Annotated in this window: 17 protein-coding genes; 12 read left to right on the plus strand and 5 right to left on the minus strand. The window is 51.9% G+C overall.

The genetic code is table 11. The annotated features are described in order from the left end of the window. Positions 1 to 140 precede the first annotated feature (140 nt). Positions 141 to 1,973: an MBL fold metallo-hydrolase gene (locus RAL90_RS13350; RefSeq protein ID WP_306251440.1), complete on the plus strand. Its 1,833-nt coding sequence runs from the start codon at positions 141 to 143 to the stop codon at positions 1,971 to 1,973. Positions 1,974 to 1,990: 17 nt separating this feature from the next. Then, complete coding sequence (locus RAL90_RS13355) at positions 1,991 to 2,359, plus strand: hypothetical protein (protein ID WP_306251442.1); 369 nt, start codon at positions 1,991 to 1,993, stop codon at positions 2,357 to 2,359. 3 nt (positions 2,360 to 2,362) lie between these two features. On the opposite strand, the gene lepA is transcribed toward RAL90_RS13355, so the two are convergent. From lepA to acnA, 4 genes are all read right to left on the minus strand, one after another. Beyond that, complete coding sequence (gene lepA / locus RAL90_RS13360) at positions 2,363 to 4,162, minus strand: translation elongation factor 4 (protein ID WP_306251444.1); 1,800 nt, start codon at positions 4,160 to 4,162, stop codon at positions 2,363 to 2,365. Between the two features lie 127 nt (positions 4,163 to 4,289). After that, positions 4,290 to 4,688 carry a large-conductance mechanosensitive channel protein MscL gene (gene mscL, locus RAL90_RS13365; protein ID WP_306251446.1) on the minus strand — a complete coding sequence of 133 codons (399 nt, stop codon included), beginning with the start codon at positions 4,686 to 4,688 and terminating at the stop codon, positions 4,290 to 4,292. Between the two features lie 109 nt (positions 4,689 to 4,797). Then, positions 4,798 to 5,529, minus strand: a complete 732-nt coding sequence (locus tag RAL90_RS13370; protein ID WP_306251448.1) for a DUF1223 domain-containing protein — start codon at positions 5,527 to 5,529, stop codon at positions 4,798 to 4,800. Between the two features lie 142 nt (positions 5,530 to 5,671). Continuing rightward, the gene (gene acnA / locus RAL90_RS13375) at positions 5,672 to 8,350 is read right to left on the minus strand and encodes an aconitate hydratase AcnA (RefSeq protein ID WP_306251450.1); all 2,679 of its coding nucleotides are present in this window, start codon (positions 8,348 to 8,350) and stop codon (positions 5,672 to 5,674) included. 176 nt (positions 8,351 to 8,526) lie between these two features. On the opposite strand from acnA, the gene ccmA reads away from it, so the two are divergent. The 10 genes from ccmA to RAL90_RS13425 all read left to right on the plus strand — a co-directional run bounded on the left by ccmA (position 8,527) and on the right by RAL90_RS13425 (position 18,510). Continuing rightward, positions 8,527 to 9,192 carry a heme ABC exporter ATP-binding protein CcmA gene (gene ccmA / locus RAL90_RS13380; protein ID WP_306251452.1) on the plus strand — a complete coding sequence of 222 codons (666 nt, stop codon included), beginning with the start codon at positions 8,527 to 8,529 and terminating at the stop codon, positions 9,190 to 9,192. Further along, positions 9,189 to 9,842 (plus strand): heme exporter protein CcmB, encoded by a 654-nt coding sequence (locus tag RAL90_RS13385; RefSeq protein WP_306251454.1) that lies wholly within the window; start codon positions 9,189 to 9,191, stop codon positions 9,840 to 9,842. The genes ccmA and RAL90_RS13385 overlap by 4 nt, the downstream gene beginning before the upstream one ends. 109 nt (positions 9,843 to 9,951) lie before the next feature. Beyond that, complete coding sequence (locus RAL90_RS13390; protein ID WP_306251457.1) at positions 9,952 to 10,455, plus strand: invasion associated locus B family protein; 504 nt, start codon at positions 9,952 to 9,954, stop codon at positions 10,453 to 10,455. A gap of 76 nt (positions 10,456 to 10,531) precedes the next feature. After that, positions 10,532 to 11,317: a hypothetical protein gene (locus tag RAL90_RS13395; protein ID WP_306251459.1), complete on the plus strand. Its 786-nt coding sequence runs from the start codon at positions 10,532 to 10,534 to the stop codon at positions 11,315 to 11,317. A 163-nt stretch (positions 11,318 to 11,480) separates the two neighbouring features. Next, a complete protein-coding gene (locus RAL90_RS13400) occupies positions 11,481 to 13,019 on the plus strand; it encodes a glycosyltransferase family 2 protein (protein WP_306251461.1) in 1,539 nt (512 codons plus the stop codon). A gap of 262 nt (positions 13,020 to 13,281) precedes the next feature. Further along, positions 13,282 to 14,004 carry a hypothetical protein gene (locus RAL90_RS13405; RefSeq protein WP_306251463.1) on the plus strand — a complete coding sequence of 241 codons (723 nt, stop codon included), beginning with the start codon at positions 13,282 to 13,284 and terminating at the stop codon, positions 14,002 to 14,004. After that, on the plus strand, positions 14,001 to 14,855 hold the full coding sequence (dapF, locus tag RAL90_RS13410; RefSeq protein WP_306251465.1) for a diaminopimelate epimerase: 855 nt from the start codon (positions 14,001 to 14,003) through the stop codon (positions 14,853 to 14,855). The genes RAL90_RS13405 and dapF overlap by 4 nt, the downstream gene beginning before the upstream one ends. Positions 14,856 to 14,909: 54 nt before the next feature. Next, the gene (gene mtaB, locus RAL90_RS13415) at positions 14,910 to 16,241 is read left to right on the plus strand and encodes a tRNA (N(6)-L-threonylcarbamoyladenosine(37)-C(2))-methylthiotransferase MtaB (protein ID WP_306251468.1); all 1,332 of its coding nucleotides are present in this window, start codon (positions 14,910 to 14,912) and stop codon (positions 16,239 to 16,241) included. Beyond that, a complete protein-coding gene (ftsY, locus tag RAL90_RS13420; protein WP_306251470.1) occupies positions 16,238 to 17,719 on the plus strand; it encodes a signal recognition particle-docking protein FtsY in 1,482 nt (493 codons plus the stop codon). The genes mtaB and ftsY overlap by 4 nt, the downstream gene beginning before the upstream one ends. Continuing rightward, a complete protein-coding gene (locus RAL90_RS13425) occupies positions 17,716 to 18,510 on the plus strand; it encodes an inner membrane-spanning protein YciB (RefSeq protein WP_306251472.1) in 795 nt (264 codons plus the stop codon). Before ftsY ends, RAL90_RS13425 begins: the two co-directional genes overlap by 4 nt. On the opposite strand, the gene RAL90_RS13430 is transcribed toward RAL90_RS13425, so the two are convergent. Continuing rightward, positions 18,485 to 19,018, minus strand: coding sequence for an NUDIX hydrolase (locus RAL90_RS13430; protein WP_306251474.1), 534 nt, complete (start codon positions 19,016 to 19,018; stop codon positions 18,485 to 18,487). The genes RAL90_RS13425 and RAL90_RS13430 overlap by 26 nt on opposite strands. Between the last annotated feature and the right edge of the window lie 59 nt (positions 19,019 to 19,077).

The raw sequence follows: 19,077 nt of genomic DNA on the forward strand, positions 1-19,077 counted from the left end.
AGTTTGAGGTTGCTACAACACTTGCTGTAGGTCAACAAAACCAGGCAAACATAATCATCACACTCTGCCCGTGACGATCGAAGCGCGGCAGGCTAGAATGCTTTTACGCACGAACACAGCAACACGAAAAGAAGAATAAGATGCAGGTGAAATTCTGGGGCACACGAGGGTCCATTTCCGCTTCCACACCAGAAACAGTCAAATATGGCGGTAACACTTCCTGCGTTGAGGTACGCTCCAAAAGCGGCACCCTGATCGTTATCGACTGCGGCACCGGCTCATACAGGATTGGGCGCAAATTGATGGGTGAATTCAATGGTCAGGTAAACGGCCATATGCTCATCACACATACGCATTGGGATCATATACAGGGCTTTCCGTTCTTTGCGCCCTATTTCGTTCCTTCCAATGAATGGCATATCTATGGCCCGAGCGGGTTTGGGCCGACATTAAATCAGGCTCTGTCGGGACAAATGCAGTATACATACTTTCCGATTTCCATGAATTATCTTGGGGCACAACTGAAATTCCATGACCTGACCGAAGGTACCTTCAGGATTGGTGACATCACGGTGAAAGCCAAGTATCTGAACCATCCCGCCCTGACACTGGGATATCGGCTTGAGGCAGATGGCGTGTCGCTGGTTTATGCCTGCGACCATGAACCTTTCTCTCATGAATGTGCGATGGGTCACGGCCATATCACCGGGAACGACCATGATCACGCTGAATTTCTGGGCGAAGCTGACCTTGTCATTCATGATTCGCAATATATCGCGGAAGAATATGAGTCCAAGATTGGCTGGGGCCATAGCACCTATGAATATGCACACAGAATCTGTGCCTATGCGGATGTAAAGCAACTCCTCTTTACGCATCATGACCCAACGCGCTCGGATGACCAGATCAATACGATTGTGGGCGATATGCAAAAAAGACAGGCGAACGGTAAACTTGAATGTCGGGCCGCTTCGGAAGGCTCTGTCATCGACCTTACCGGCAACTCTGATACTTACAAGATAGCGCCAGTCTCCGTAAAACCTGTCAGCGACAGTCAGATCGACGCACTTTCAAAACCACTTTCTGATATAATCACATATGCGGTACTGCTGACATTTGGCTCCTCCTTGGAGGTGGTAAATGTGACCGACATCATGAAGACCGATGCGATCAAGATCATGGTTGCAGATACCAAAGAGGAGATCTTACTCGCCATCAAGGAACGGCCCATCTCGCTGCTCGTCGTTGACATGGACCTTGATCTATTTGACCTGCCCTCGCTGATAGACGCCATCCCCACACGCGCAGAAGAAGGAGCAGCTCCTCTGCCGCTCATTGCAGTATCTTCGCAGGAAATGCCACAAGATGCAGATTATCCGGAACTGAAAGACTGGATCATCAAGCCCTTCTCAAATGAATATCTCCGCACCCGGATCAGGTCAACCCTCCTGCAGGAAGCTGGAAAATCTGCGCGTGCCCCGCGCATACCCGGGGAAAGTGCAAGGCTCGCCGACATTCAGCGCTATGGCCTGATAGATAAAAAGGGGCAAGCCAAATATGACCGGCTTACCAGACTGGTTGGCACATATTTTCGTGCGCCAATTTGTCTGATCACAATCGTGAATGCTGATAAGCAGGTGTTCCTGTCGAATGTTGGCCTGGACTTTGACGAAACACCGCGCGATCAGTCCTTCTGTGCCCATAACATTCTCAAAAGTGAAGTGTTACACATACCGGACGCGCTGGAAGATGCACGCTTTGCCAAAAACCCTCTGGTAACGGGGAAGCATCATCTGCGATTCTATGCTGGTGCGCCGGTTTACCTGCCAAGTGGCAATGCCGTCGGGACTATCTGCATCTATGACACAGAAGCCAGAACTCTGAGTAATGACGAGATCAATGCGCTGCAAGATTTTGCAACTTTGGTGGAACACGAACTGGCTCGTGAGGAAATCGTTACAGAGCATATCTGAGGATTTAGGAAACGACCATGGAAACACTGGAACTCGCACGGCATTTTGTAAGGCAGCTGGAAGATGGGAGCATTGATGGTGCACGGGGGTGCCTGGACGCCAACGCAGAGATTTGGCATGACTTTGATAACAAGACACAGACTGCTGATGAGAACATGGCCCTGTTCTTCTGGCTCGTCTCTAAAACAAAGAAACGGCAATATGAAATTACCCGACTAGAGGCGATTACTGGAGGCTATCTCCAGCAACATACACTGAAGCTGACTACGTTGAGTGGACAGGAACTGACAGCATATGCCTGTTGCATCGTCAGGGTAGAGAAAACAAAAATCGTCCGTATTGAAGAATATATCAACAATACACCTCTTACAGCTTTGTCTGACTGACAATCAGTCGTCCATTTTTAGCGCTTTGATGAAGGCTTCCTGCGGTATTTCGACGCGGCCAAACTGGCGCATCTTCTTCTTACCCGCCTTCTGCTTCTCCAACAACTTACGCTTACGTGTAATGTCACCACCATAGCATTTTGCTGTCACATCCTTGCGCATGGCCCCAATCGTTTCGCGCGCGATGACACGTCCGCCGATTGCAGCCTGAATCGGTATTTTGAACAGATGACGCGGAATTAGGTCTTTCAGCTTCTCACACATGGAGCGCCCCCGCGCCTCTGCCTTGTCCCGGTGGACGATGATTGACAAGGCATCGACAGGCTCTTCATTCACAAGAATCTGCATCTTCACCAGATTGTCCTGGCGATAGCCAATTATGCTGTAATCAAAACTGGCGTACCCTTTGGTGATTGATTTGAGGCGGTCATAGAAATCAAACACAACTTCGTTCAGTGGCAATTCGTACACCACCATTGCGCGTGAACCAGCATAGGTGAGATCCTGCTGGATACCACGACGCTCTTCGCATAACTTCAGCACACCCCCCAGAAACTCATCTGGAACCAGAATGGTGGCTTTGATCCATGGCTCTTCAAGGTGGTCAATTTTAACCGGGTCAGGCATATCTGCGGGATTGTGCAGCTCCTGCATGGAGCCATCAGTCAGATACATATGATAAACAACTGAGGGTGCCGTCGTGATCAGGTCAATGTTGAACTCACGCTCCAGTCGCTCCCGGATAATTTCCAGGTGCAACAGACCGAGAAACCCGCATCTGAATCCAAAACCGAGGGCAGCAGACGTTTCCATTTCGAATTCGAAGGATGCATCATTCAGCCGCAGCTTGGCGATGGCTTCGCGCAAATCTTCAAATTCGGCACTGTCTACTGGAAACAAGCCACAGAATACAACCGGTTGCGCGGGCTTGAAGCCTTCGAGCGGTGCATCTGTCGGGCGCCGTTCCTCCGTAACCGTATCACCCACGCGGGTATCCGCCACTTCCTTGATGGATGCTGTCAAAAAACCAATCTCACCGGGCACCAGCTGATCAAGATTGATACGTTTGGGTGTGAAAACGCCGACCTGGTCTATGGTGTATGTTGCACCGGCGCGCATCATCTTGACTTTCATGCCTTTTTTAAGGGTGCCATCAATGATGCGTACCAGAACAACCACTCCCAGATAGCTGTCATACCAGCTGTCTACGAGCAGCGCTTTCAGCGGCGCTGCTTCATCTCCCTCGGGAGCTGGCAGCCGGGTCACAATCGCCTCCAACACATCGCCAATACCAAGGCCCGTCTTCGCAGATATTTCCACTGCGTCGCTTGCATCAAGCCCGATCACATCTTCGATCTGCTCACGGACACGGTCCGGCTCTGCTGCAGGAAGGTCTACCTTGTTCAGTACAGGCACAATTTCATGATCTACTTCAATCGCCTGATAGACATTTGCCAGCGTCTGCGCCTCAACGCCCTGACTGGCATCCACAACCAGCAGGGACCCCTCACAAGCAGAAAGCGAGCGGTTAACCTCATAGGCGAAATCCACATGGCCCGGCGTGTCGATCAGGTTGAGGATGTAGGTCTCGCCATCGAGTGCCTTGTATTCAAGACGAACAGTCTGCGCCTTGATCGTGATCCCGCGCTCACGCTCCAGCTCCATATTGTCGAGCACCTGCTCCTTCATCTCCCTGTCGGTCAAGCCGCCTGTCACCTGAATCAACCGGTCAGCCAGCGTTGACTTGCCATGGTCAATATGCGCGACGATGGAGAAATTTCGAATTCTGGATAATGTGCTCATAAGTCTTGGCGATATAGAGGTGAGAGCTGGCTGCGGCAATTACATTATCGCCTCTTGGCCACAAAAAACCGGGCTACAAAAAACCCGGCCATAAGGGCCGGGTTTGTCGCGAAGATGTAAATCCTGTTTATTTTTTCAACGCATCGCGGATTTCTTCAAGCAGGACTTCCTGACGTGGCGGCTCAGCTGGCGCTGCTGGTGCTTCTTCTTCCTTCTTCTTCAGCTCATTGATGGCCTTGATCACAAAAAACAGTGCAATTGCAACGATCAGGAAAGCAATAAAGGCATTAAAAAACAGGCCAAAGTTCATAGTCACAGGATCAATCTCTGCCGCCGCGTCACCCGGCTTCAAAGTCAATTTGATGTCTGCAAAATCTACTCCGCCCATAAGCAATCCGATTGGCGGCATGAGGATGTCATCTACCAGTGACTTGACAATAGTACCAAAAGCACCACCTAAAATAATGCCGACAGCCATATCGACCATGTTACCCTTAACGGCAAATTCCTTGAATTCATTCAACATGTTTGTTCCCTTTCAATGTGCCCAGACAAACGGGAAAACGCGACATCGCTTGTCTATAATAGCAGTCCGCTATCACAGATTCGGTGCAGGGAAAGGAGTTGTTAATATTTTAATTGATGTCAGCCGGAGGGCAGACACTTGCCCCCAAAATGGTGCCATCACGTTGATCCTGCAGTAGAACAGCGCAGGAAAGGTCCCGCAGGCTCTCTGGTACAGCCAGCATATCAGAGTTCATTTCCGCCAGCGAACGAACCACGTTCACATAAGATAAAGTCTTGCCGGCATTCTTTCCGGAGGTGACTTCCACCGTAATGGGTCCACGCTCAAAGAAAACAACCTGCAAAACAGTATTAGCCTGCTCAGTCAATCTGTCCTGCATAATGGTAAGTGTTGATCTGTCATCAGACAGGCGCGGCGTTGGCAGGGATTGCGATAACTGCCTTGTATTGGCGATTGCCACTTCAAGCGCCTCGGCATCTTCGGCAGACACACCCTGTTGTCCCTGTACCACAGCCTGCGGCGTATAGAGCCACTGGTCCTTCAGCCGCTCAATGTAGAATTTCTGGCGCTGCGTAAACTCTTCCAGAGCAAAGGTATCTGCCCAGCCAAGATAGTCCCAGTATGTCACAGGAAACGTAAGCGCGAGAACATCCGGCCGCTGCGCAATGGCCGAGAGGTTATGATCTCCGGCAGGAGACCGAGGACAAGCCTGACTGGTAAATAGCTCAACGACGGTCAACAAGGCAGACTGATCCTGCGCTCGCACCGGGTGCGCCAGAGCAGCGAAGGTCAAGGCAAGGGCTGGAACGACAGCAAGGATACGCAATACAGTTTTGTTCATAGTGTTTATATTGCACAGCAACTGACTGAAAACATATCAAACGCGCGTGAGAAATATGCCTTATTCACGCCCCAACATAAAAAAAGCCGGGATTGACAACAACCCCGGCCCTAAAAAGCGCTGAATAATCTGGTTGCCCGGTTCAGGCAGCCAGCTTGCGGATCACATAATGCAGGATGCCGCCATGGCGGAAATAATCCAGTTCATCGCCTGTATCGATGCGCGAGAGAAGGTCGATCTCTTTCACGGCACCGTCAGCAAAAGTGATCGTTGCCTTGAGTGTATCGCGCGGCCCCATATCCTCGAGGCCGTGGATTGTGACCTGCTCAGTCCCGGTCATACCAAGAGATTTCCAGCTGTCATCACCGGTAAACTGCAATGGCAGAACACCCATGCCAACAAGGTTTGAACGGTGAATACGTTCAAATGACCCAGCCACAACAGCACGCACACCGAGCAATCTTGTGCCCTTGGCAGCCCAGTCGCGAGAAGACCCCGTGCCATATTGTTCGCCAGCGAAAACGACAAGCGGAACATCATCGGCTTTGTATCTCATAGCCGCGTCATAGATCGACATTTCTTCGCCGGTCGGGGCGTATTTGGTCACGCCACCTTCTGTACCAGGCACCATTTCGTTCTTGATACGGATATTGGCGAAAGTGCCACGCATCATTACTTCGTGATTTCCCCGGCGCGAGCCATAGGAGTTGAAATCGGCAATCGCAACCTGATGGTCCTGCAGATATTCACCCGCCGGACCATCCGCCTTGATTGCACCGGCCGGAGAGATGTGATCCGTTGTGATCGAGTCAGCAAACAGACCGAGGACGCGCGCGCTCTCAATAGGTTTTGTCTCTGACGGCTCCATCTCCATACCGTCAAAGTATGGTGGGTTGGCGATGTAGGTTGAATGCGGCCAGGAATAAGTCTCGTCATTACCGGTATTGATCGCCCGCCATTGCTCATCACCATCAAAGGCATTGGCGTAACGTGCTTCAAACATTGCTGGTGTCACACTACCACGCACAATATCAGCAATTTCCTGATTGGACGGCCAGATGTCCTTCAGGAAAACGTCATTGCCATCCTTATCCTGAGCAATCGGATCGGATGCAAGATTGACATTCATGGACCCGGCGATGGCATAAGCAACGACCAGCGGCGGGGAGGCCAGGAAATTCGCGCGCACATCCTGCGAAATACGGCCCTCGAAGTTGCGATTACCTGACAGAACAGAGGCCACGGCCAGATCGTGTTCATTGATTGCCTTGGAAATCGGAGGTGGCAGTGGACCGGAGTTACCGATACACGTTGTGCAGCCATATCCAACAAGATTGAAGCCGAGGTTATCGAGTTCATCCTGCAGGCCTGCTTTTTCTAGATAATCGGTTACAACCTGCGAGCCGGGCGCGAGGGATGTTTTCACCCATGGCTTGACCTTGAGGCCTAGAGCGTTGGCTTTTTGGGCCACAAGACCCGCTGCGATGAGAACGGAAGGGTTGGATGTGTTCGTACAGGACGTAATCGCAGCAACTGTCACGTCGCCATGCCCGATGTCGAAATCCTCCCCTTCAACAGCTACACGTTTGCCGGCTTCATCCGCTTTTCCATACTCCTTATCCAGAGCAATAGCGAACCCTTCTGGACCATTTTCAAGCAGAATCCGGTCTTGTGGTCTTTTGGGGCCAGCGATAGATGGTTTAACTGATGACAGGTCAAGCTCAAGCGTGTCGGTAAAGACCGGATCGGGTGTACCTGTTTCCCGCCACATGCCCTGCTCCTTGGCATAGGCTTCAACCAGGGCAACGCGGTCTTCCGGCCGGCCGGTAGCTCTGAGATAACGCAGTGTTTCTTCATCAATCGGGAAGAACCCACAGGTCGCACCATATTCCGGCGCCATGTTTGCGATCGTTGCCTGGTCTTCCAGGGTCAGGTTGTCCAGGCCCGGGCCATAAAACTCCACAAACTTGCCAACAACGACTTTCTCGCGCAGCATTTGTACAACTGTCAGCACAAGGTCGGTCGCAGTCGCGCCCTCAGGCATTTTGCCTGTAAACCGGAAACCGATAACCTCCGGGATAAGCATGGAAACCGGCTGGCCAAGCATTGCAGCTTCGGCCTCAATGCCACCAACACCCCAACCAAGAACAGACAGGCCATTGACCATGGTCGTGTGACTGTCCGTACCCACCAGCGTGTCAGGATAAGCGTATGTCTCGCCCCCGGCGTCAGCCGTCCAGATCGTTTGCGCCAGGTTTTCAAGATTAACCTGATGGCAGATACCCGTGCCAGGAGGAACAACGCGGAAGTTGTCAAAAGCACCCTGGCCCCATTTAAGGAAAGTGTAGCGCTCGTTATTACGCTCATATTCCACCGCCACATTCTTGGCGAAGGAATCATCCGCCCCGAAATAATCGACCATAACCGAGTGATCGATAACCAGATCTACAGGTGCCAGTGGATTGATCTTCTCGGCATCCTGCCCGAGATTTTTCATGGCGTCACGCATGGCGGCAAGGTCAACAACCGCCGGCACGCCTGTAAAATCCTGCATCAATACGCGCGCAGGGCGATAAGCGATCTCTTTTTTGTTGTCACCATTATTGGTCAACCAGTCAGAGAAACCCTTCACGTCCTCTGTCGTGACAGAACGGCCATCTTCAAATCGGAGAAGATTTTCCAGAAGCACTTTCAAAGAGAAAGGCAGACGTGAAACATCCCCAATTTTTTCAGTCGCTTTTTTGAGGCTGTAATAGCTGTAGCTTTTGCCGTTGACGTTAAGCTTGGATTTTGTGCCAAGACTGTCCTGACCTGGGATCATGGGTCTCTCCTCTGAAAATGACTACTGGGACTAGCCGGAGGGGCGAGCCGAAAGGCCATACCGGCATAATTTTGGGCCGTTATGACCGAACCAGAGGCCGCAATCAATCGGGCTGTGCAGCAAAAATTCTTCATGACGCTTTTACCAACAATCTACACTGGCAGTGGTGGCAAAAATTGTTTTATGAAACCGGGATGGGGACAGAGACATTCCAGATTTCCTTGCAAATACATGACCTTGGCGTTGAACGCGCCGGGCGGCACATTCTTGCGGGGGTCAATTTCAGCGTTGTGCCCGGCGATGCGCTGGTTTTGCGCGGCACAAACGGCGCTGGCAAAACAAGTCTATTGCGGGCGCTTGCCGGGTTCGCCCGTGTGCAGGAAGGTGAAATCCGGTTTCTGGATGGCCCGGATATCATCCATCGGGAAGATATTGCCGCGACCCACATGCACTATCTGGGGCACGAAAATGGCGTTTCCCTCAAACTCACCGTTCTGGAGAATATCATCTCCTGGTCTCAGTTACTGGCACCACGCAACCGCCATCGTGCCGCCGATATCATTGCGCAGGTTGGTCTTTCTCTGATGGCAAGCGAGCGCGCCAGCCGCTTGTCCGCCGGGCAGAAAAGGCGGCTGGCTTTAGCCCGCCTGCTGATCGCGCCAAGGGCTGTCTGGCTGATGGACGAACCAGCCACAGCGCTGGATGCCGCAGGACAGGAACTGCTCAAAGACGTCTGCCAGCAGCACCGGGCAAAAGGTGGTATTATCGTCCTGACCGCTCACGAAGGCTTCACCCTGCCAAATGCCCAAGGGCTCCATCTGGCTGTTGGGATCCCCGCATGACAAACGCTCTGACGCTTCTTCGACAGGAAATAATGCTGAGGACTCGCGGCAGTGCCGGGCCAGCAGCATTAGGGTTGTTCATCCTTGCAGGTGCCCTTGCCCCCCTGTCACTGGGGACTGATGACATTTTGCTGAGCACCATTGCTCCTGGCCTATTATGGATATTTGCCTGCCTTGCCGCGTTGCTTGGCCTTGAAGGCCTGTTTCAGGATGATCTTTCGGAAGGGCGTTTCGCTGTCCTGAGACTAACGTCACAGCCGCTTTGGCTGGTCTTGCTGGTCATGATGGTCGCTTACTGGCTTGTCGTCTGCGCGCCGGTCCTGCTGGCTGCGGTACCGCTTGGCTTCCTGCTCGGCGCTGATATGTCGACCACCCTGCGGCTGTCTCTGTCACTTGCGTTAGGCACACCATCCCTGGCTTTTATCGGTGCCTGCCTGGCTGCCATATGCGCCGGCCTGCCAAGAGGAACGGGCCTTGTCATTTTCCTTGCTCTGCCTTTCTTTGCCCCAGCCCTGATTTTCGGCGCCAGAGCCGCGACAGGCGGAGACGACATGCTCTCTGCGTTCATGTTCCTCTCGGCCTTCAGCCTGATTGCCGTTGCCACCTGCCCTTTCATTGCGGCAGCCGCCATCAGACAAAATATGGAATAGCTTTAATTTCCAGCTGTCTTGTCGTATTTCTGACAAATGGTTATGCCTAGTTAACCTTCCAAGCGTAGCGTGATAGGCAAATGATTTGCCCGGACTTTCGGAAGTGACAATGAACAAAGTAATTTCGACCAGTATTCTTGCCTTTATCCTGTCAGCTGCCCTGCCCGCTGCTGCACAACAGCCCACAGTCATTGCGACCTATAAAGACTGGATTGTCTACAAGCTGGATCTGGGCGGCGATACTGTGTGTTATGCCGTTACAGAGCCGACTGACAAATCGCCCCGCTCAGTCAATCATGGCGATGTTTTCTTTATGGTCTCAACCTGGTCATCAGGCGTTGCGGAGGGGCAACCAAGTTTTATCGCCGGATATGAACTGCGTGATGCACCTGAACCTGTGGTGCGTATCGGCTCTGACAAGTGGGAAATGTACACTTCAGAGCAGGAAGGCTTTGTTGAACGGGACACCGATGAACGCCGTCTCGTATCGGCAATGAAACGGGGCAGCGACATGCATGTCTCAGCCATTTCAGAACGCGGAACAGCGACAAATTATACGTTCTCATTACTGGGTATTACCGACTCCCTGAATCGCATTGAGAAAGACTGCTAAAAGCTTCAACTTCGCCAGCTTATGTTGAAATAATACTACTTGAAGACTAACCTGCCTGCATGATGGGGCGGGTTTCATGGGGTATATAAAATCAGCGCAATGCTGCGGCACTTTTTTTCTGGTATGTTTTGTGGCCATCGCAAACCCGATGGCCGCGAAAGCATCCCCTTGGCCAATGCCAGAGGGGGAAGGCCAGACGATAACCAGAACTGAAAGCTTCACCTCACCCACATTCAGACAACTCACCACTAGCATGTACACGGAATATGGCTTAACCCCCACAGCAACCCTTACGGGCAAACTGGCATATGCAACACAAGAATATGGTGGGCAGTTCCCGGCTGCGACGCAAGGACTGACCGCCGCGGAAATCTCACTGCAGCAGCAATTCAAACGCACTGACAGATCAGTTTTTTCAGGCCAGATATCTTACGCTGCCAAAACAAACATGGATCGTATTCAACAGTCCGACAATGTGAGGTTCGCTCCTATTACCTACGGTAATGCTGTTGAGATTTCCATCCTGACAGGCAGGAGCTTCAATAATGAAGGCACTGTGTTTTTCACCACCCAGACCGGTGTCAGACACGCACTTGGCGATGATGCCGACCTGGTGAACTTTGAATTTACCGCAGGTATAAAGCCACTGGCGCGATGGATGATTCTTGCCAAATCACTCAATTCTATCAGTCTGCAAAATGATTCAGGTGGCGTTGATTATGATATAGCCAGGCTGGAGCCAACTATTGTCTATCACCGCAATGATCGCGCCTCATATGCTATTGGCGGTAGTTACGATATTTACGGGCGCAACCTCCAAACTGGGAATAGTATTTTTTTCAGTATATGGAACAGGTTCTAACGGTCTGAATGTTTTTATTTAACCAGGAAAATATCAGTGCGCCATTACCTGATCCGTCGTTGCTGGAGAAAATAACCTACACGGAGCCGGGTGCCCTCTGGCTCCTGCTTTTTGTCCTGTTTCCCTTTTTCTATATAAAGTTTTTGCGTCACCGGAGGCGAAAGTGACTGCCACACCAGACCTGTCTGCGGAAATTTCACCCCTCATTCTTGAACTCAATGAAGACGGCATTGAGCCACGCGAACGCCAGTCCAGACTTCAAGAAATTACCGCGAAATATGAAATGCACCTCCTGGAAAAAGCTGTGTCATATTTTCAGGCGACATATCCAATCCAAAGCGCTTCAAACATTCTGACGAGGCCCCAAACATACAGCTTTATTGCAATCGCGGTATGGTTGGCTGTGATGGCATATCTTTCACCCGAGATATTGCCTCCAATGATCAGTACTGCTTATATAACTTACTGTCTGGTGCTTGCACTTCTGCGCTGCTGGCTTTTGCTGGAATCCGTCAGAGTGCCGGAAGCCCGGGCGGCGCCCCCTGAGCATAAAGCAGACTATGAGCTGCCCGTCATCACCATACTGGTTCCACTATATCAAGAAGCTGCAAGCGTTCCCTATATACATGAAGCCCTGTCCGCGCTGGATTATCCGCAGGACAAGCTGGATATAAAAATTCTTCTCGAAGAAAATGATCTAGGCACAGAAAAAGCTGCAAGACAATATTTTCTCGATACGCAGTATCATCTGATAGTTGTGCCCGATAGCGCGCCACAGACTAAACCTAAAGCCTGTAACTATGGTCTGTGGCTTGCACGTGGTGACCTTGTTGTCGTTTACGACGCGGAAGACAGACCGGACCCTGACCAACTCCGCATAGCAGCAAAATTATTTGCCACTGCACCAGAGCAGGTTGCCTGCGCACAGGCACGTCTGAATTATTATAACCCGGAACGTAACGGCCTCACACGACTGTTTACTCTGGAATACACTTTCCTGTTTGATACGCTGCTGCCTGTTTTCTGCCGCCACAACATGCCGATACCGTTGGGGGGAACATCAAATTTCTTCCGCACACACGTGCTTCAGGAAATAGGTGGCTGGGATCCTTATAATGTGACCGAAGATGCTGATATTGGTCTGAGACTGAGCGATTCCAGCTATCGGACTACAATGCTGAATTCTACGACATGGGAAGAAGCGACCCCAGACATGAGAGGCTGGCTGCGCCAGCGGTCACGCTGGATCAAGGGCTATATACAGAAATGGCTGGTACATTTGCGCCAGCCAGGCGGATCCCTGATGAGTGGTCAATTCTGGCGCAAACAGGTCACCCTCCACTTCGTCGTCGCATCCGTTATTGTTGCTGCTTTGATTAACCCGATATTCTGGCTGCTGTTCGTGCTGTGGCTTGCAGGCTTCCAGGGAATTGAGTCCAGCTTCTTTCCTGAACCTCTCGGCGGTCTGGCCGTCACAAGCTTTCTGCTCGGGAATTTCCTGCTGGTATATCTCTACATGATTGCTCCCCTGAACAGACGGTGGCTTCAGCATACGCCTTATGCCCTGCTGTTGCCGCTTTACTGGCTGTTGCAAAGCATCGCCGGATATATGGCACTGTGGCAGCTATGCCGAAATCCCTTCTATTGGGAAAAAACGCATCACAACCCGACAACAGAAATCCCGACTGATGCGCCCTATTGAAAGTAAATTTCCGTCAGCCCTCGTTATGGGTTCAGCAAGCTTGCTCGTTGCAATGGCCATACTGCTATTCGGGTTCTCGCCATTATCCCAAGAGCAGCCTTCTGGGTATGGTTGGGCCATCAGTTTGCTGACATACCTGCAATCAACCATACCGATCGCTGTGTCGACCATTCTGCTGCTCACTTTTTTCAGTATAAGCACGGCTGTTACCATTACTTACACAAGGCAACCTTTAGTGCGACTGTCCTTATCGAACATGGTCATGTTAGCCTTATGTCTGACGAACCCGTTGTTATTATGGTGCTTCACAAGTTCTGAAACTTATCTGATACCCTGCCTGTCGATGATCCTGTGGTCATTATGCGCGTCACTTCAGCAACGCACATTCTCACGCAACGCCGTCATTGTCGGCCTCTCACTGTTGGTATTGTTTTCTGCTGCAATGCCTTTTTTCTGGCTTGTACTGCCAGTACTTGCCAGTCTTACAGTCCTGATCTCACCGCGCCTTCTGATAAAACATCAACTGACACCCTTCCTGATTATCATGATGCCGTTGATTTTCGCTGGTGCTGGCTTTTATTACTGGTTCTGGAGTACAGGCGAGGCATCTGATCTGTGGCGCTTCTTCACCAACGTCCGCGATACCAGCACAATCTGGGAGATACGCCATGAAGGCCGCTTCGCCTCAGCCATGGCAGAGATGGCGTGCTGGGCGTTGCTGATATGCCCCCTTGTTGTGCTTGGCCTGTTTCAGGCACCATCGGCCTTGAAGAAAAGGCTTTGTGGCTGCCTTGTTCTCATACCTGTATTGGGCGCCGCAATCGGAAGTGATTTTCATGCACTCCCAACGCCCCTTCCTCATCTGGCGATGCTGGCCACAGCACATATCTGGATGTCCGGCGTGCTGAAGCCTTACCACGCTCTTGCCGGACACTATGTTTCATGGCTAGGGAGCTATCTTGCTATCTGGTATTATACCCCATGACCGACGCGTTATTTGATCTCACTGGCCTCCCATTCTGGAAAATGAATGGTCTTGGTAATGATTTCGTCATTGTAGACCTGCGCCGTACCAGCCACAGGATGACCGAGGAAGCGGCGATCACCCTTGGCGCGCGTGACGGCGCCTATGGATGCGATCAGATCATTACGCTGGAGAGTCGCGCCGGTGAGCCTTACATGGGTATCTGGAATGCTGATGGTTCGGAGGCAGGTGCCTGCGGCAATGCTGCACGCTGCATTGGCTGGCTGTTGATGAAAGAGAGTGGCGCCCAGGGTGTAGCCTTCCTGACCCCGGCAGGTGAGGTTGAAGCGCAATGGATTGGCAACGAACGTATCAGCGTTGATATGGGCGAGCCACGCCTGAAGTGGCAGGATATTCCCCTGGCAGAACAAATGGATGATACACGTTTCATTGATATCAAGCTGGGGCCTATCGATAACCCGGTTCTCTGGGGGCCGTCTGCGGTCAACATGGGTAATCCGCACTGCATCTTCTTTGTAGATGATGTGAGCGCCCATCAACTCGATAAATTCGGGCCCATGATTGAGCATCATCCGCTTTTCCCGGAGCGGGCCAATATTTCAATCGCACAGGTGCGCGGACAATATGATATCCGTCTGCGTGTTTGGGAGCGTGGCGCTGGCATCACCAGAGCATGCGGCACGGCAGCATGTGCCGCTCTTGTTGCTGCAAACAGGCGACGCCTTACAGCGCGCAAGGCTAGCGTGGAACTTGATGGCGGCACACTGGCGATTGAATGGCGGGAGAGCGACGATCATGTCATCATGGCCGGGCCGGTAGAGTTGGAGCATCAGGGGACTCTCAGTCGTTAAACTGTCCACCCGCCAAGACTTGCACACTGCAATCTGATACCGCATGTATCCCCGATGAGTGATCGACCAACCAGCAATCACGGAGCAGCAACCGAAGTCGTCAGCATGGGCTGTCGGCTGAATGGTTATGAGTCCGAGAAAATGGCCGCTCACGCAAAAAATGCCGGGTTACAGGATGCTGTCATTATCAACAGCTGCGCTGTCACCAATGAAGCGGTGCGTCAGACCCGGCAGAAAATCAGGCAAGCCAAAAGAAACACCCCTGATAAAAAAATTATCGTCACAGGGTGTGCTGCGCAGATTGATCCTGGCAGTTTTGAACTGATGCCGGAAGTAAGTGCTGTAATCGGAAATGCCCAAAAAATGCAGGCCGATATATGGAAAACACTCGGCCACAAGCCTGCTGAAACTTCTCTGGTTTCTGACATTATGGCAGAAACCACACTAACCACCGCACAACCTGACCCTTCAGCATCGAAACGCACCCGTGCATATGTCCAGATTCAAAATGGCTGCGATCACCGCTGCACTTTCTGCATTATTCCATATGGGCGCGGCAACAGCCGTTCTGTACCGATTGAAGAGGTGATTTCAGAGGTGCGCCAGCTCACTCAGGCTGGCACTCGAGAAGTGGTACTCACAGGCGTGGATATAACCTCTTATGGGCCAGACCTGCCGGGAGAACCAGATCTCGGCACGCTTGTTGCACGCCTGCTGGCAGCCGTTCCGGATCTGCCGCGCTTGCGGCTCTCCTCCATTGATGAGGCAGAAATAGACGAGCGACTTTTTGAGCTGCTCGTGACTGAAGAACGCATCACACCATATCTTCACCTGTCGCTGCAATCCGGCGATAATATGATCCTTAAACGCATGAAACGACGGCATACGCGTGAGCAGGCGATCGAGTTCTGTCGCAAAATCAGCGCGTGCCGCCCGGAAATGGCGTTTGGTGCAGATATTATTGCCGGTTTCCCGACGGAAACTGAAGAAATGTTTGAAAACTCTGTTTCACTCGTGAGCGCGTGCGACCTGTCGTATTTGCATGTTTTCCCGTACTCCCCCCGGCAGGGGACACCAGCTGCCCGTATGCCACAGCTGGATCGCGAAACAATTAAAGACCGGTCGCGGCGCTTGAGGGCAGCAGGAGATGCCGCTTTGTCAAAACATCTCGACAGCCTCGCAGGACGTTCGTTTGAAGTGCTGACTGAGAAAGCGACAGACACAGCAAAACTGGCACGCGGTCGATTGGCAAATTTTGCGGAAGTGACATTTGATCCGAAAGGCGACATGAGCCTTCTGGACCCCGGGCATCTCGTCAAAGTGATGCTGACCGGTCATGACGGGCGTATTTTGACAGGATCGCCAGTGGAGAAAACAGTACAGTGAGCGAAAAAAAAGGGTTTCTCGGACGCCTCTTTGGCCGGGACAAGAAACCAGACACCGAAGAACAGGGCCATACGCCTGAAAACGATGCGGACACGCAGGGTGTAGAACAGCTGCCAGCGGACGATACGACTCATACTTCGAGCGAGGCAGATCCCGCTCCCGAACCTGCAACTCAAACAACATCTTCGCTCGACGAAGAGCCTGCAAAGGAAAAACCCGGATTTTTCAGCGGTCTTTTTGGCGACGGGGGCAACACAGAAGAAACTAAAAGCGACGCGCCATCTATTGATGAGGCTGCGATTATCTCAGAACGTCGCGAGGTGGCAGAGAAACTGACCACGCAGGTACGTCATGAACTGCAAACGGCTTTCGCCGGAAACGCAGAAAAGTTCACAGCTAGATTGCAAGAAGAAACAATCCCGCCGCTCATCCAGGAGGAGAGAACAGAAACTGCTGATGAGTTTGAAATAGAAATTGAGGCCGAAGAAACAGCGCCGGATCTGCCCGATATGCCGGAGCTGGAAGAACCAGAGCCGGAGAAGAAACGCGGGTTCTTTGGACGCCTGACTCAAGGCCTGTCTAAATCATCTGCAAAATTATCGGGTGGTGTCAGCGCTATTTTCACCAAGCGCAAACTTGATGACGACACGCTGGAAGAACTGGAAGATCTGCTGATTACGGCAGATCTTGGCGTGCCAGCCGCAACACGCATCACCACGGCGCTGGCGAAGGACAAGTTCGACAAGGAAATCAGCGATACTGAAGTACGAAAGGTCCTGGCCGAAGAAATCGCCGGTAGCCTTCTGCCCCTTGAAAAAGACATCATCATCAATCCAGCCAACCGGCCTCATGTGATCTTGATGACAGGCGTGAATGGTGCAGGCAAGACAACGACTATTGGCAAACTGGCCCGGAAGTTTTCTGGTGAAGGAAAGTCTGTCATGCTGGCAGCCGGTGACACATTCCGGGCAGCAGCGATCGAACAACTGGCTGTATGGGGAGCGCGCGTCGGTGCACCAGTTATTTCCCGTGCCGTTGGCGCGGATGCCGCTGGCCTTGCCTATGACGCATTGCAGGAAGCACGGGCACAGAATATCGATGTGCTCATGATTGACACCGCAGGGCGTTTGCAGAATCGCACCGAACTGATGGATGAACTGGCCAAAATTGTCCGTGTGATCCGCAAACTCGATGAGACGGCACCACACGACACCATTCTCGTGCTCGACGCCACGGTTGGCCAGAATGCCATTAGCCAGGCTGAGGTATTCACCCAGATCGCAGGCGTATCCGGCCTGATCATGACTAAACTGGACGGCACCGCGCGCGGCGGCGTTCTTGTGGCTCTGGCTGACAAATTCAGCCTGCCCGTACATTATGTTGGCGTCGGCGAAAGTGTCGAAGACCTGCAACCATTCAGCGCTGAAAACTTTACAAGAGCGCTCACAGGCATCGAGGAACTGACGGTAAAGTCATGACAGAATCAAAACCCAAAAGAGAGAAGCTGACCGGCACACCTAAAATGCTGGTAGAGCTTGGTCCGCTGGCAGCATTTTTTATTGGATATTTCATGGGCGGCCGCATTGGCCCGGTGCTTGATCGGACCTTCGGCACGCAGATGTTCAGTGAAGGGGGCGATGGTGTATTCGTCGCTACCGCACTTTTCATCCCTGTGTGGATGGTCGCAAGTGTCTATTCGGTCTGGAAGGAACGCAGTATTTCCCCGATGCTGGTCCTAACCGGCATACTGGTAATAGGCTTTGGGTCACTGACACTGATCTTTCAAAGCAAGATTTTCTATTATGTGAGATCCACACTTGTGTATCTGCTGTTTGCTGGCCTACTGGGCGGCGGCCTCATGATCAAACGGATATTCCTGAAAATGATCATGGGAGAGGCCCTGAATTTACCGGATACGGCATGGCGCACCCTAACATGGCGGTTTGTTTGGCTTTACCTCGCATTGGCAGTTGGTAATGAGATCTTGTGGAGAACCATGACGCCAGGTTGCTTGCCTGACGTGCCATGTGACGGGGAAGCCTGGTATGTACGGATTGAAACCTTCGGTTTCATGGTACTTATTTTCCTGTTCATCATTGCTCAAACACCCTTCATTTCGAAACACCTGATTGAAGAAGACGCCCCAGAAGGTGCCCCCTCAGCACCCGGTGATAACCTGCAGTTGAAAGATATGGGCGAGACAGGACAAGGAACCTCACGCGAACAACAGGGCATACCTAATGCTAAAGACCGCCCGGAGGGTTCGTGAACGGCGCAAAATCATCGTTGTCTTTTGACTGATCATACTGCTTCAGTGCCCAGTAGACGCTGGGAAAAGCAAGGTCCGTCCACGGGATTTCCGACCAATTGAAAAGGCCCACCGCTTCACTTTCCGGCCCGGCTGCAATGGTTTCAGGGTTGATAAGCCTTGCACGAAACATAATCTGCACCTGAGAGATATGTGGCACGCTGTATGTTGCCAACACACGGTCAATAGCAAGTTCAGCACAGGCCTCTTCCTGCGCCTCACGCATGGCAGCTTCTTCAAGGGTTTCCTTCAACTCCATAAATCCGGCCGGTAGTGTCCAGAAACTTTTTCGTGGCTCAATTGCACGTTTGCAGAGCAAAATCTGCTCACCTGCAACCGCGACAGAACCAACAACGATTTTAGGGTTCTGGTAATCAATAAAGCCACAGCGCGTACAGACGGACCGTTCCATGTTATCATCTTCGGGCACTCTTCGCGCAAACTCTGGTTCAAGATTATCGGTAGTCACCGTGCTTTTTCTCCTTGCCCGAAAATCGAAATTTGGGTAATTCTGGTCACAGATAGTTT

The organism is Parvularcula sp. IMCC14364 (genome assembly GCF_030758415.1).
GTDB lineage: Bacteria > Pseudomonadota > Alphaproteobacteria > Caulobacterales > Parvularculaceae > Aquisalinus.

Bases quoted from the DNA above. Each gene is read 5' to 3' on its own strand.
- RAL90_RS13350 (WP_306251440.1), top strand. From the start codon at position 141: ATGCAGGTGAAATTCTGGGGCACACGAGGGTCCATTTCCGCTTCCACA.
- RAL90_RS13355 (WP_306251442.1), top strand. From the start codon at position 1,991: ATGGAAACACTGGAACTCGCACGGCATTTTGTAAGGCAGCTGGAAGAT.
- lepA (WP_306251444.1), bottom strand. From the start codon at position 4,162: ATGAGCACATTATCCAGAATTCGAAATTTCTCCATCGTCGCGCATATT.
- mscL (WP_306251446.1), bottom strand. From the start codon at position 4,688: ATGTTGAATGAATTCAAGGAATTTGCCGTTAAGGGTAACATGGTCGAT.
- RAL90_RS13370 (WP_306251448.1), bottom strand. From the start codon at position 5,529: ATGAACAAAACTGTATTGCGTATCCTTGCTGTCGTTCCAGCCCTTGCC.
- acnA (WP_306251450.1), bottom strand. From the start codon at position 8,350: ATGATCCCAGGTCAGGACAGTCTTGGCACAAAATCCAAGCTTAACGTC.
- RAL90_RS13385 (WP_306251454.1), top strand. From the start codon at position 9,189: ATGACAAACGCTCTGACGCTTCTTCGACAGGAAATAATGCTGAGGACT.
- RAL90_RS13390 (WP_306251457.1), top strand. From the start codon at position 9,952: ATGAACAAAGTAATTTCGACCAGTATTCTTGCCTTTATCCTGTCAGCT.
- RAL90_RS13395 (WP_306251459.1), top strand. From the start codon at position 10,532: ATGGGGTATATAAAATCAGCGCAATGCTGCGGCACTTTTTTTCTGGTA.
- RAL90_RS13405 (WP_306251463.1), top strand. From the start codon at position 13,282: ATGTTAGCCTTATGTCTGACGAACCCGTTGTTATTATGGTGCTTCACA.
- dapF (WP_306251465.1), top strand. From the start codon at position 14,001: ATGACCGACGCGTTATTTGATCTCACTGGCCTCCCATTCTGGAAAATG.
- mtaB (WP_306251468.1), top strand. From the start codon at position 14,910: ATGAGTGATCGACCAACCAGCAATCACGGAGCAGCAACCGAAGTCGTC.
- RAL90_RS13425 (WP_306251472.1), top strand. From the start codon at position 17,716: ATGACAGAATCAAAACCCAAAAGAGAGAAGCTGACCGGCACACCTAAA.